At 65.5% G+C, this 13,633-nt stretch carries 11 protein-coding genes; 8 read left to right on the top strand and 3 right to left on the bottom strand.

Features of this window, described 5'->3' with window-relative positions:
- Nucleotides 1-100: 100 nt before the first annotated feature.
- A complete protein-coding gene (locus tag IVB27_RS11460; protein ID WP_247443633.1) occupies nucleotides 101-1,138 on the top strand; it encodes a glycosyltransferase family 4 protein in 1,038 nt (345 codons plus the stop codon).
- Nucleotides 1,139-1,317: 179 nt separating this feature from the next.
- On the opposite strand, the gene waaF is transcribed toward IVB27_RS11460, so the two are convergent.
- Nucleotides 1,318-2,388 carry a lipopolysaccharide heptosyltransferase II gene (waaF, locus tag IVB27_RS11455; RefSeq protein WP_247443632.1) on the bottom strand — a complete coding sequence of 357 codons (1,071 nt, stop codon included), beginning with the start codon at nucleotides 2,386-2,388 and terminating at the stop codon, nucleotides 1,318-1,320.
- Between the two features lie 176 nt (nucleotides 2,389-2,564).
- On the opposite strand from waaF, the gene rfaD reads away from it, so the two are divergent.
- The 6 genes from rfaD to IVB27_RS11425 all read left to right on the top strand — a co-directional run bounded on the left by rfaD (nucleotide 2,565) and on the right by IVB27_RS11425 (nucleotide 10,523).
- Nucleotides 2,565-3,545: an ADP-glyceromanno-heptose 6-epimerase gene (gene rfaD / locus IVB27_RS11450; RefSeq protein WP_247443631.1), complete on the top strand. Its 981-nt coding sequence runs from the start codon at nucleotides 2,565-2,567 to the stop codon at nucleotides 3,543-3,545.
- An 11-nt stretch (nucleotides 3,546-3,556) separates the two neighbouring features.
- Nucleotides 3,557-5,041 carry a D-glycero-beta-D-manno-heptose-7-phosphate kinase gene (gene rfaE1, locus IVB27_RS11445; protein WP_247443630.1) on the top strand — a complete coding sequence of 495 codons (1,485 nt, stop codon included), beginning with the start codon at nucleotides 3,557-3,559 and terminating at the stop codon, nucleotides 5,039-5,041.
- A complete protein-coding gene (locus tag IVB27_RS11440) occupies nucleotides 5,038-6,327 on the top strand; it encodes an O-antigen ligase family protein (protein WP_247443629.1) in 1,290 nt (429 codons plus the stop codon). Before rfaE1 ends, IVB27_RS11440 begins: the two co-directional genes overlap by 4 nt.
- Nucleotides 6,328-6,442: 115 nt before the next feature.
- Nucleotides 6,443-8,356, top strand: coding sequence for a nucleoside-diphosphate sugar epimerase/dehydratase (locus IVB27_RS11435; RefSeq protein ID WP_247443628.1), 1,914 nt, complete (start codon nucleotides 6,443-6,445; stop codon nucleotides 8,354-8,356).
- A 2-nt stretch (nucleotides 8,357-8,358) separates the two neighbouring features.
- Nucleotides 8,359-9,579, top strand: a complete 1,221-nt coding sequence (locus IVB27_RS11430; RefSeq protein WP_247443627.1) for a glycosyltransferase family 4 protein — start codon at nucleotides 8,359-8,361, stop codon at nucleotides 9,577-9,579.
- Nucleotides 9,576-10,523 carry an NAD-dependent epimerase/dehydratase family protein gene (locus IVB27_RS11425; RefSeq protein ID WP_247443626.1) on the top strand — a complete coding sequence of 316 codons (948 nt, stop codon included), beginning with the start codon at nucleotides 9,576-9,578 and terminating at the stop codon, nucleotides 10,521-10,523. The genes IVB27_RS11430 and IVB27_RS11425 overlap by 4 nt, the downstream gene beginning before the upstream one ends.
- Here IVB27_RS11425 and IVB27_RS11420 read toward each other — a convergent pair.
- Nucleotides 10,511-11,530, bottom strand: a complete 1,020-nt coding sequence (locus tag IVB27_RS11420) for an MraY family glycosyltransferase (protein ID WP_247443625.1) — start codon at nucleotides 11,528-11,530, stop codon at nucleotides 10,511-10,513. The two genes, IVB27_RS11425 and IVB27_RS11420, sit on opposite strands and share 13 nt — an antisense overlap.
- Nucleotides 11,527-12,486, bottom strand: a complete 960-nt coding sequence (locus IVB27_RS11415; RefSeq protein WP_247443624.1) for a lysylphosphatidylglycerol synthase transmembrane domain-containing protein — start codon at nucleotides 12,484-12,486, stop codon at nucleotides 11,527-11,529. The genes IVB27_RS11420 and IVB27_RS11415 overlap by 4 nt, the downstream gene beginning before the upstream one ends.
- Before the next feature lie 193 nt (nucleotides 12,487-12,679).
- Here IVB27_RS11415 and IVB27_RS11410 point away from each other — a divergent pair.
- The coding region (locus IVB27_RS11410; protein WP_247443623.1) for an SDR family NAD(P)-dependent oxidoreductase at nucleotides 12,680-13,633 on the top strand (954 nt) is incomplete at its 3' end.

Below are 13,633 nucleotides of genomic sequence, written 5' to 3'. Positions count from 1 at the left end.
GCAAGTTAACGTCTGCGTGGTGAAGAGGGGGTATCGGCGCGGCTGAACTGGTCACTATACTTAATGTTGCGTATAGGGGGCCAACGAAGCGGAGCGTGACGTGGCGAATTCCCCGAGCGATCTCGAAGTGATCGTGCCAAATCTGCACAGGCGCTATTCCGGGGTCACCGCGACCAACCGGATGGTGGCGCCGCGGCTGGCAAAGCTGTTTCGCGCCGGCTGGTTCGGCTCCGACGCGCCAGAGGGGATCGCGCGGCTGAGCAGTGCAGATCTCCTGAAATTGTGGCGCCGCAAGCAGCCTTTGATCTGGCATGCGCGGCGCAACAACGAGATGATCGCGGGCGTCGTGCTGCGTGCGCTCGGCTGGCCGTTGAAACTGGTCTTTACCTCCGCAGCACAGCGGCACCATAGCTGGATCACGCGCTGGCTGATCCGGCGCATGGACGCGATCATCGCGACATCAGATATTTCGGCCTCGTTCCTGAAAGTGCAGGCGACGGTGATCCCGCATGGCGTCGACACTGACGTCTATGCGCTGCCGCTCGATCGCGCCGCCGCGTTCGCGGAAGCTGCGCTGCCGGGCCGCTATGCGATCGGCTGTTTCGGCCGCGTGCGCTCGCAGAAGGGAACCGATTTGTTCGTCGATGCGATGTGCCGCTTGCTGCCGCGCTATCCGGATTTCACCGCCGTTATCGTCGGACAGGTCACGCCCGAGCAAACTGTTTTTGCGAACGATCTGAAGAAGCGGATCGAGGCCGCCGGCCTGCAATCGCGCATCGTCATCACCGGCGAGTTGCCGATCGAACATGTGCAGCGCTGGTATCAGCGGCTGACCATCTACGCCTTCACCTCGCGCAACGAAGGTTTTGGCCTGACGCTGATCGAGGCGATGGCAGCCGGCAGCGCGCTGGTCGCCGCGCGCGCCGGCGCGGCCGAGCTGGTGGTCGAGGATGGCGTGACCGGCGTGCTGATCCCGACCGGTGACGCCGATGCGCTGGCCGCGGCGCTGGAGCCGCTGATGCGCGATGTGGCCACCACGGTCGCTATGGGCGAGCGCGGGCGGGCACGGGTGCTCGAACGATTCAGCCTCGATGCGGAAGCGGCGCGGATCGGCGAGGTCTATCAGCCGCTGCTCTGAGCAGGCGCTTTCGTGACCGCAAACAAAAACCGCGAAAACAACCCCATGCACGGTAGCCGATGATAGTGAAATCAATGGCTTGGCGGCTAGCGTCACGTGTTACTGATTTTACGAAATGGTTTTGACTCGTCGGGCAAAACACCGGCATGATGTCATCGTCGGCGCAGCCTCGACGGCCTTCAGGTCATGGTCCGCATCCCAGCCGCACCCAGCACCCTCTCCGCAATCGCCACCACCTCGTTCGCCGCAATATCCCTCATGCAGCGGTGGTCGTTCATCCGGCAGATCGTGCTCTGGCAGGGTTGGCACGACAGCACGCTCTTGTCCTGGACCACGGTCGCGGCAAGGCCGTTGAGGGGCGCCCAGAGGTAGGGACTGGTCGGGCCGAAGATGCCCATGGTGGGCGTCCCCAGCGCGGCCGCGATGTGCATCAGGCCGGAATCGTTGGAGATGGCGACGCCCGCGGCGGCCATGGCGAGGACGCCGTTGCGGAGGTCGTTGCCGGTGAGGTCCCGGACGCCCGGGCCGCCGGCCGCGACGATCTCCTGGGCCAGGCCCTTTTCCCCGGGGCCGCCGACCACCCAGACCTCAAAGCCGCGCGCGGCCAGCAAGCGGGCGGCCTCGGGATAGTGGGTCCAGCGCTTTGACACCCCGACCGAGCCGGGGGCCAGCGCTACGGCCGCGCCCGCGCTGAGGCCGTTGGCCTGCCGCCAGCGGACGATATCCTCGGTCGGGACCCGCAATTGCGGCACCGGCCATTCCGCCGGCAGGGGGGCGCCGTCGGGCTGGGCGAGGGCGGCGTTCTTGTCGATGAAGCGGGGCAGTTTCTTTTCGCCCCAGCGCCAACGGTTGAGCAGGCCGAACCGGAATTCGCCGACGAAGCCGACCCTTTCCGGAATCCCGGCCAAAGCGGGTGCAATGGCCGCCTTCCAGGTCCGGGGCAGCACCAGGGCGGTGCCGTAGTTCCGCTCGCGCAGGAGCTTCGCCAAGCCGAGCTGGCGGCCCACGGCGAGTTGGCTGCGCGGCAGGTCCCAGACGACGCCCTCGCGCACGCCGGGCATGTAGTCGACCAGAGGAGCGCACAGGGATGTCGTCAGGAGATCGATCGGCCGGTTGGGCCAGCGCTCCTTCAGGACCCGCACCACGGTGTGATTCCGGACGAAATCGCCGATCCACATGTACGGGACGATCAGGATCGGGCGGGTGTCGCTCCGATCTGTATCTCCGCCAAATTGCGAATCTTTGTTCATTCGTTATATTGGACCGTGGGTTCGCTGATGTGGCGGTTCGGTTAGCCGCTCCGGGCCGGCAGGTAAAGCCGGCAGGAGCGGCAATCCCAAAACCGCTTACACTTTGGCGGATCATGCGCTAGGGCAGGACCGGGCCGCAAAACTTCGGGCAGGCGAAATCTGGCGGGGAAGTTGGAATGTTGCTGGTGACCGGCGGGGCCGGTTTTATCGGATCGAATGTCGTCGCCGCGCTGAACGAGGCCGGCCGTAGCGACGTCGTGGTTTGTGATTTCCTCGGCAACGACGGCAAATGGCGCAATCTCGCCAAGCGGCAGCTTGTGGATATCGTGCCGCCGGCTGAGCTGCCGGACTGGCTGAAGGGCCGCAAGCTCGATGCCGTGATCCATCTCGGGGCGATTTCCGCGACCACCGCGACAGACGGCGATCTCGTATTCGAGACCAACTTCCGCCTGTCGATGCGCCTCCTGGACTGGTGCACGGCGAATGCGGTGCCGTTGATCTACGCCTCCTCGGCGGCGACCTATGGCGACGGCGAGGCAGGATTTGACGACGACAGCTCTGTGCCTGCGCTGAAAAAACTGCGGCCGATGAATCTCTACGGCTGGAGCAAGCACCTGTTCGATCTCGCCGTCGCCGAGCGCGCGGCGAACGGCGAGAAGCTGCCGCCGCAATGGGCCGGCCTGAAATTCTTCAACGTGTTCGGCCCCAACGAATACCACAAGGGCTCGATGATGAGCGTGCTGGCGCGCCGCTTTGACGACGTCAAAGCGGGCCGCGTCGTGCAATTGTTCAAGTCGCATCGCGAGGGCATCGCCGACGGCGATCAGCGCCGCGATTTCATCTATGTCGACGACGTCGTGCGCGTCGTCATGTGGCTGCTGGCGACGCCGTCGGTGTTCGGCATCTTCAACGTCGGCACCGGCAAGGCACGCAGCTTCAGGGATCTGATGCTCGCGGCCTATTCCGCGCTCGGCGCGAGGCCCAACATCGAATATATCGACATGCCCGAGCAGATCCGCGGCAGCTACCAATACTTCACCCAGAGCGAGGTCGATCGCCTCCATTGCGCCGGCTATAATGGTGGTTTCACGACGCTCGAGGACGCGGTGAAGGCCTATGTCGGGGATTACCTCGACCGGCCCGACCGCTTCCGCTGAGGCCCATCACCATGCCGACGCCCATTCTCGATTTCGATGCCCTCGCGCAAGCCATCTCAGGCCGCACGGTGCTGTGCATCGGCGACATCATGCTGGACGAGTTCGTCTATGGCGAGGTGTCGCGGATATCGCCGGAAGCGCCGGCGCCGGTCCTCGCGGCACAGCGCAGCGAGATCCATATCGGCGGTGCCGGCAATGTCGCGCGCAACGTCGCTTCCCTCGGCGCGCGCTGCATTTTCGTCGGCCTCGTCGGCGAGGACGATGCGGGCAGGCAGCTCGCCTCGGCGCTTGCGGAGCAGGGTGCAATCGAAAGCGTGCTGGTGTGCGATCCCTCGCGCCCGACCACGCGAAAGGTCCGCTTCGTCTCCGAGCATTTTTCCACGCACATGCTGCGTGCGGATTGGGAGCAGGCACAGCCTGCCTCCGATACGATCGAGACCAGGCTGATCGAAGCGATCCTGCCGCAGATCGCGCGCGCCGACATCGTGCTGCTCTCCGACTATGCCAAGGGCGTGCTGACCGCCCGCGTGATCCGCCACACCATCGACGCCGCGCGAAAGCTCGGCAAGCCCGTGATCGTCGATCCGAAGAATCTCAATTGGGCGATCTATCGCGGCGCGACGCTCCTCACGCCCAATCGCAAGGAATTTTCGGAGGCGACCAGAAGCCGCGCCGACACTTCACAAAGCATCGTCGATGCAAGCGAGGACGTGATGCGGCTCGCCGATTGCGAGGCGATCCTGGTCACGCAAGGCGAGCACGGCATGACGCTGGTGCCGCGCAACGGCGAGGCCGTTCATGTTCCGGCGTTCCCGGTGAAAGTGCGTGACGTCTCCGGCGCCGGTGACACCGTTGCCGCAGCGCTCGCGGTGTCGCTCGCCACGGGCGCGGACTGGGATACGGCCCTGCGCATGGCCAGTGCCGCCGCCGCCGTCGCCGTCGGCAAGCAGGGCACCGCCACCGTGAGCACGGCCGAGCTGAAGCGAAGGATATTGCCGCATGCCTATCTCGCGGCTGAGGAGAAGATCGTGCTCGAGCCTGATACGCTCGACACGCAGCTTGTGGAATGGAAGAGCCAAGGCCAGCGCATCGGCTTCACCAATGGCTGCTTCGACATCCTGCATCCCGGTCACGTCAAGGTGCTGACGGCGGCGCGCGCCGCCTGCGACCGCCTGATCGTGGGCCTCAACAGCGACGCATCGGTGCGGCGGCTGAAGGGCGCGGATCGGCCCGTTCAGGACGAGCGGGCGCGTGCGGAAGTGCTGGCGGCGCTCGAAGCCGTCGATCTCGTCGTGATCTTCGAGGAGGATACGCCGATCGACCTCATCACCCGCATCAAGCCGAGCGCGCTGGTGAAGGGCGGCGACTACACCCGCGAGCAGGTGGTCGGCCATGAGGTCGTCGAAGCCGCGGGCGGGACGGTCGTGCTGGTCGACATCCTCCGGGGCTTCAGCACGACGGCGCTGGTTCATCGCGCGCGCGGAGAGGGCAAGTGACGACGCTCGCGGGGGAGACGACCGGCCAGGTGCTGTGGCGGCGTCTGCGCAGTCCGGCGGCCTGGTCCGAGACGGTTGATCTGTTCGCGATCCTGACTGCGGCCTCGCTGCCATGGTCGACGTCGCTTGCGGCGATCTTCAATGTTTTGATGCTGCTCTGCATGGCGCCGTTTCTCGACATCCGCGAGTTCCTGCAATCGCTCAAGCGTCCGATCTGCGCGGCGCCGATTGCGCTGGTCCTGCTCGCACTGGTGGGGACGCTGTGGTCGGACGCGGCCTGGGGCGCGCGCTTCTACGCGGTCAATCCGACCGTCAAGCTGCTGGTGCTGCCGATCCTGCTCTATCACTTTGCGCGCTCGCCGCGCGGACATTGGGTGTTTGTCGCGTTCCTGGCGTCGTGCGCGCTGCTGTCGGTGATGTCCTGGCTCGTCGCCTTCTACCCCGACCTCGCGCTCAAGTCGGACCGCGTCGAACGCGGCATCTTTGTCAAGAACTACATCGACCAGAGTCAGGAGTTCGCGCTCTGCGCGGTCGCGCTCGCCTATCCGATCGTGCAGTTGCTGCGCCGGAAGCGCTATTGGATCGCCGGGCTGCTCACGGCGCTTGCGCTCAGCTTCTTCGTCAACATGGCCTTCGTGGTGGTGTCGCGCACTGCGCTCGTCACTGTTCCGATCATGTTCGGTGTGTTCGCGTTGCTTCATCTGAAATGGCGCAGCATCGCGATCATCTCCGCCGCCCTGCTCGTGGGCGCGGTTCTCGCCTGGCAGGCCTCGCCGCAATTGCGCAAGACCGCCGACAGCTTTGCCAGCGACTACACACGCTATGTGGAAAACGGCGCGCCGACCTCGGCCGGCTTGCGGCTCGAATTCTGGCGGAAATCCCTTGGCTTCTTTGCGGAGGCGCCGATCAAGGGGCACGGCACGGGCTCGACGCGCGGATTGTTCGAGCGGGCCGCGACGCCGGGCGTCGGCCTGTACCAGGCATCATCCGAGGTGATCGGCAACCCGCATAACCAGACGCTGAACGTTGCCGTGCAATGGGGCATCATCGGAATTGTCGTTCTCTACGCCATCTGGATTCTGCATCTGCTGTTGTTTCGCGGCGACGGGCTGGCAAACTGGGTCGGCCTCCTGGTCGTGGTCCAGAACGTCTTCACCTCGCTGTTCAATTCCCATCTGTTCGACTTCCACGAGGGCTGGATGTACGTCATCGGTGTCGGCGTTGCCGGCGGCATGGTGATTCGGGCCCAGCAGGCCGAGACGAAGGCGGCGGAAGCCGGTTCCTGAACGGCCGCGTGTTGAGCAGCAAGCCTTGACTGGCAAGCCTTGACTGGCATGTCTTGCCGAGATGGGTTATCAGCGCGGTCAGGTTGCACCTAACTGGATTTTCATCGGTCAGCGGATGACGCGTCTTTCGCATCTCACCTTGCGCAATTTCTTCATCGCGCTCCACGACCTGCTGGCGACCACGGCGGCGCTGTTCGCTGCCTTCTATCTGCGCTTCGAGGGCGGCGAAGGTTTCTTCGACCGCCTGCCGCTGCTGATCCAGATCCTGCCCTATTTCCTCGCCTTCAGCGTGGTCGTGTTCTTCGTCTTCAACCTGACCACGACGAAATGGCGCTTCATCTCACTGCCCGACGCGCTGAACATCATCCGCGTCGCGACCGTGCTGACGGTTGCGCTCCTGGTGCTCGATTACATCTTCGTCGCCCCCAACGTCCGCGGCGCCTTCTTCCTCGGCAAGGTGACGATCGTCCTCTATTGGTTCATCGAGATCTCCTTCCTCAGCGCGTTGCGCATGGCCTACCGTTATTTCCGCTATACGCGGGTGCGGCGTCAGGCCCGCATCGGGGATGCCGCGCCGACGCTGCTGATCGGCCGCGCCGCGGATGCCGAGGTGCTGTTGCGCGGAATCGAGAGCGGGGCGATCAAGCGCATCTGGCCGGTCGGCGTGCTGTCGCCGTCGAGTTCCGATCGCGGCCAGTCCATCCGCAACGTCCCGGTTCTGGGTGGCGTCGATGACATCGAGGATGTCGTCGCCGACTTCGCCAAGCGCGGCAAGCCGATCGCGCGCGTGGTGATGACGCCGACGGCATTCGAGCCAGAGGCCCATCCCGAATCGATCCTGATGCGGGCGCGCAAGCTCGGCGTGATCGTGAGCCGCATGCCCTCGCTCGAGAGCGGCGACACGCCGCGGCTCACCGCCGTCGCCGTCGAGGACTTGCTGCTGCGGCCGAGCGAGACGATCGACTATGCGCGGCTCGAGGCCCTGATCGAGGGCAAGGCGGTGATCGTCACCGGCGGGGGCGGCTCGATCGGTTCCGAGATCTGCGAGCGTGTCGTCGCGTTCGGCGCCGCGCGCCTCCTGATCGTAGAAAATTCCGAGCCCGCGCTCTACGCGATCACGGAAGCGCTCGCGGCGCGCGGCACGGCTGCTTCGATCGAAGGGCGGATCGCCGACATTCGCGACCGTGAGCGCATCATGCGCCTGATGGCCGACTTCAAGCCGGACATCGTGTTCCATGCCGCCGCGCTCAAGCACGTGCCGATCCTCGAGCGCGACTGGAGCGAGGGCGTCAAAACCAATATCTTCGGCTCGATCAACGTTGCCGATGCCGCGCACAGTGCCGGCGCCGAAGCCATGGTGATGATCTCGACCGACAAGGCGATCGAGCCGGTGTCGATGCTCGGCCTCACCAAGCGCTTCGCCGAGATGTATTGCCAGGCGCTCGACCATGATCTTGCGGCAGGTCACGGCGGCGCAAGGCGGTCGATGCGGCTGATCTCGGTCCGGTTCGGCAATGTGCTGGCGTCGAACGGCTCGGTGGTGCCGAAGTTCAAGGCCCAGATCGATGCCGGCGGCCCCGTGACGGTCACGCATCCCGACATGGTCCGTTACTTCATGACCATTCGCGAGGCCTGCGATCTCGTCATCACGGCGGCAACGCATGCGCTCGGAACACAGCGTTCGGACGTGTCGGTGTACGTGCTCAACATGGGCCAGCCGGTGAAGATCGTCGATCTGGCCGAGCGCATGATCCGCCTCTCGGGCTTGCAGCCCGGCTACGACATCGAAATCGTGTTCACGGGCATGCGGCCCGGCGAACGCCTGCACGAAATCCTGTTCGCCTCCGAGGAGCCGACCCGCGAGATCGGCGTCGCCGGCATCATGGCCGCGCAGCCGAACGAGCCGCCGATGCAGACGCTGCGCAAATGGATTGCGGCGTTGGAGCAGGCGATCGCGCGCGACGATCGCGCCACCATCAGGACCATCCTGAAGGACGCGGTTCCGGAATTCGGGTCGACCGCGGCCTGACCATGCAGCCTCGAGGCAAGATCGTCGTCGCGAGCCAGCATTACCCGCCTGATCCCAGCACGACGGCGGCGATCATGGCCGAGATCGCCTGCCGCATCGCCGGGGATCACGAGGTCGTGGTGCTGTCGGGCTCATCAGGCGCGCTGCCGGCGTCGCTGACCGGGCCCGGCAAGCCGCGCGTCGTCGCCGTCAAGAACCGTATCGCGGGCAAGGCGGCGCTGGTGCGGCGCGGCGCCTCCGAGCTGCTGTTCGCGGCGCGCATATTCCTGGCGTTGACACGGGAGCTGAGGCGAGGTGACGTCGTGCTCACCGTCACCGCGCCGTTCATGCTGCCTTATGCGGTCGCGGCGGCGGCAAGGCTGAAGGGCGCGCGCTCGGCGCTGATCATGCACGACCTCTTCCCCGACGTGCTGGTGATGGCGGGCCTGCTCAAGCCCGGTTCGATCGTGGCCATGACGATGCGCGCCGCCAACAGCCTGATGTTCCGCGCGCTCAATGCCGTCATCACCATCGGCCGCGATGCGGAGCGGCCGCTGCTGAGCTATTCCGGCATGACGCGGAACAAGATCCGCTTCATCCCGAACTGGGCGACGCTCGCGCCCGCACCCCGCCCGGTGACGGCGGACAATCCGTTCCGCAAGGCGCATCGCGCGCGTTTCATTGTCGGCCTGTCGGGAAATCTCGGCTTCACCCACGATCCGGAGATCGTGTTCGAGGCGGCGCGCCTTTTGAAAGACGATTCGAACATCCACTTCCTGCTCTCTGGCTGGGGCATCGGCTTCGAGCGGCTGACGCAGTTGCAGGCCGACGCGAACTTGCCCAATGTCTCCTTCGTGGCGCGGGTCGAGAATGCCGAGCTCGAGGCATTCCTGGCGGCGGCCAATCTCTGGATCATTCCATACCGGAAGGACGTTGCGGGAGTGTCGGTGCCTAGCCGGTTCTACAATCTGCTGGCGGTTGGCCGTCCCGTGGTGCTGGTCTCCGAGCCGGAGGCCGAGGCCGCGTTGACGGTGGTGGAGAACGGGCTGGGCTGGGTCGTGACGCCGGGCCGTGCCGATCAACTGGCCGAGGCGATCCGCGCGGCGTCTCGCTCCGACGATGTCACTATTGCGGAGCGCGCGGTGAAGGCGGCAGCGAAGTTCGATCGCGTCACCGCGATGAACGCCTATGCCGCCGTGGTCGACGAATTGCTGCGCAACCCCGAACTGGCGGAGCAACGATGAACGAGCCCAAGCCAGTCGTACTGGTGACGGGGGCGAGCGGTTTCGTCGGCCGTCATGTCGTGCCCGCGCTGGCGCGCCAGGGATGGTCGGTCCGCCGCGCGGTGCGCAGCCCGGAAGGCATGGACGACGAGGTCGTGATCGAGACGATTGGCCCCGAGACCGACTGGCAGGCCGCGCTTCAAGGCGTCGACGCGGTGGTCCATCTCGCCGCGCGCGTGCATCACAAGCACGAGGAGCATGCGGTCCAGCTCTACCGCAACGTCAACATTGCCGGCACGCTGCACCTGGCGCGCAGCGCGGCGACGGCCGGCGTGCGCCAGTTCATCTTCGTCAGCACAGTTCTCGTGCACGGCCGCAGCAACGAGGGCCGCGCGCCGTTCAGCGAGGACGATATCCTGACGCCGCGCGGCCTCTATGGCATGTCCAAGGCCGCGGCCGAGGCGGGCTTGAAGACGCTGGCGCGCGACAGCGCCATGAAGATCTCGGTGATCAGGCCGCCGCTGGTCTATGGTGCGGGCGCCAAGGGCAATTTCGCGCTGTTGACGCGTGCCGTGAACCTCGGGCTGCCGCTGCCCTTTGCCGCGATCCACAATCACCGCGCCTTCCTTGCCGTGCAGAACCTGTCGTCGTTCATCCTGCGCCGGCTCTCCCATCCCGATCCCACGAGCAACTACGAGATCTTCCTGGTGGCCGACAAGGAGCAGGTCTCCACGCCCGAATTCATCGAGCGGCTGGCGAAAGCTGCCGGCAAGAACTCGCGGCTGTTCGGCATGCCGCCGGACCTGCTCTCAACACTGCTGAGCGTGATGGGCCGGCAGGATACGCATGACAGCCTGATCGGCTCGCTTGAGCTCAACCTCGCCAAGGTGACCGCAACCGGCTGGCAGCCGCAGGTCTCTCTCGACGAGGGCTTGCGGCTGGCGCTGTCGGCTCAGGACGCCTGAGTGCGGGAGAAACGCCGCAGCACGAATCCGATCGCGATCGCGCCGGCGAGCAGGGAGAGAAGCGTGATCGCGATCGCGCCGGCGCGCACGGTGACGATGGCAAGCAATGCCAGCACGAGGTTGAGCACGAACACTTCGCGAATCACTTGCGGGACCGTGAAGGCGTTGTCGGTGGCGCGCTGGTAGAAGTGCGAGCGATGCGCCGACCAGAACTGTTCGCGGCGCGCGATGCGGCGAAACAGCGTGATGGTGGCATCCGCGAGGTAATAGGCCGGCAGCAGCAGCGCTGCGGCGGCTTGTCCGTGCCAGGCGAGCTCGAGCAGGCACCATCCGAGCAAAAGGCCGATCGGCAGGCTGCCGACATCGCCCAGGAAGACTTTTGCGAGCGGCTTGTTGAACGGCGCAAAGCCGAGCACCGCGCCGCACAGCGCCGCGGCGATCAGCGCGGCCGGCCACGACAAATCGCCGAGCAGTCCCAGCAGCAGCAGCGCCGCGGTGACGGGCACGACTTCCGCCGCCGTCATCAGGTCGAGCCCGTCCATGAAGTTGACGAGGTTCACGAACCACACGCCCGCCAGCAGGATGAGGCCGCGCTCCAGCGCCAGCGGCAGCGCCGGTGCGATGCGCGCCGTCTCGGGCGCGGTGAACACGACGGCGCCGACCGCGGCGGCCTGCAGCACGAGGCGCACGAGCACCGGCAGCGACACGATGTCGTCGGCAAATCCGACCAGGGCGATCAGGATCGTCGCAGCGATCAGCGCGGGTGGAATCGCGACGTTCGCCCAGGCGGCCCAGGCTGATGCGACCAGCAGCGTCGCGGCGATTACCGCGATGCCCGCACCCTGCGGGATCGGGATACGATGCGAGGACCGCGCGTTGGGGCGCGCCAATGCGTAGCGCTGGAGCAGGGGGCGGCTGGTCCAGGTGATGGCGGCCGACACCAGCGCGGCAATGGCAACGGCAAGCAGCGAGGGTAGGGCGCCGAGCGCGTCAACGGCCGCGTTCACTCCGGCACCCCGAGCGGCGCCGACCCCTGCGCGGCTTTCTCCGCGCTGAGGATCCAGACCAGGCCGCCGATTGCGCCGACGATGAAGTACACGGCGCCGAACAGGAGCGAGACGTTGACGCCCTCGTTGGTGGCAAGTCCCGCGAAGCCGAACGCGAGGCCCATGGTGGCTTCACGCACGCCCCAGCCGGCGATCGAGATCGGCATCATCGTGATCAGCATCACCGGCGGTACGAGCATAAAGACGTCGCTGAAGCCGACCGGCGCCGCGATCGACTGCACGACGCACCAGGCGACCACGACGGCCAGCACATGCACGGCGAGCGACAGGATCACGACCGCCGGTCCGCGCGAGCGGCTGAAGATCACGCGGTTGGCGATCACGGCACAGGCGTGAATGTGATGCGTGGCCCACCAGGTCTTCAGCCAGTGCCATTTCAGCGCGCCGAAGACCAGGAAGCCGAGACCACCCGCGAGCGCCGCGAGGTCGACGAGCAGCAGCGCCGAGCGCCCGTGCGGATCGGCGATGAGGGCGTAGCTCCAGGGCAGGCTCGCGACGATGATGATCGCGAGCGCGATCAAACCGATCGCGCGGTCGACGAAGATCGAGTAGGTCGCAGCGCGCCAGCCGGCGCCCGCGCGCGCGACGAGCCAGAGCCGGACCGCATCGCCGCCGATCGCCGACGGCAGGGTCTGGTTGAAGAACGATCCGATCACGTTGTAGCGCATGGCCCGGCCGAGCTCGAGCGGCGCGCCGCATTCCGCGCTGATCTCGCGCCAGCGCAGCACGCCGACGAAGATTTGCAGGAACGTGATCGCGATTGCCAGGCCGATCCAGAACAGGCTGGTCACGGTGAAACGCGAAAACAGTTCGGACAGATCGACCTTGCGCAGCGCCAAATAGAGCAGCGCTCCGGAAATCAGGATCTTGGCCGTCGACAGCAGGATTCGGCGCATTTCGCCCGCGTGAACAAGGGATTTGAAACCACCCGACGCGAGGCGCCGAATTCGGCCGCTTTGGTATGGTTTTGGCGTCGATCTTGCAATAGCGGTTATTAAGAGTTCTCATGAACAGCCTCATGCAGGGTGGCGGAGCTATTGCGCTCCCCGCTAAAGAGGCCTCACGGGCGAAGGATTTCTCGGGAACAGAATGACGGATCAGGCGATTTTGATTACGGGTGCGGCCGGTTTCATCGGCTTTCACGTCGCCCGGCAGCTTCTGAGCGAGGGCCGGCCCGTCGTCGGGCTCGACAATCTCAACGGCTATTACGACCCGGCGTTGAAACAGGCGCGCCTTGCGCTGTTGCGCGGGGATTCCCGTTTCTCCTTCGTCGAGGCCGATCTCGCCGACCGCGAGACCATCGCGGCGCTGTTTGCGCGACACCGATTTGCCAAAGTCGTGCATCTCGCGGCCCAGGCCGGCGTGCGCTATTCGATCGAGCAGCCGCACGCCTACGCCGATTCCAATCTCCAGGGCTTTCTCAACATACTGGAGGGCTGCCGGCACAATGGCTGTCGTCATCTCGTCTACGCTTCGTCATCCTCCGTTTATGGCGCCAACACAAAACTGCCATTTGCCGTGCAGGACCGGACCGACCATCCCGTGAGCCTCTACGCCGCGACCAAGAAGGCGAACGAGGTGATGGCGCAGTCCTACAGCCATCTCTATCGGCTGCCGGTCACGGGCCTGCGCTTCTTTACCATCTACGGCCCCTGGGGTCGGCCCGATATGGCCATGTTTCTGTTCGTGAACGCCATCATGGCCGATCGGCCGATCCGGCTCTTTAACCATGGCAAAATGCGTCGCGACTTCACCTATATTGACGATGTCACCCGCGTGGTGTCCAAGCTGATTGATCAGGTGCCCGCGGATGACCCGGCTGCCGCAAATGCGCCGTCTAAGGTCTACAATGTCGGCAACCACCATCCGGAAGAACTGATGCATGTCGTCGGACTTCTGGAGCAGGAGCTGGGTCGGACGGCGGTCAAAGAATTGCTGCCGATGCAGCCGGGAGACGTTTTGGAAACGTTCGCGGATGTCTCGGATCTGATGCGCGACACCGGCTTTGCACCGTCAACGCCGATTGCGCACGGGGTTCGTAAT

Source organism: Bradyrhizobium sp. 197 (assembly GCF_023073375.1).
In the GTDB taxonomy this organism is placed as follows: Bacteria; Pseudomonadota; Alphaproteobacteria; order Rhizobiales; family Xanthobacteraceae; genus Bradyrhizobium.
This window is presented reverse-complemented; position numbering and strand designations above follow the sequence as displayed.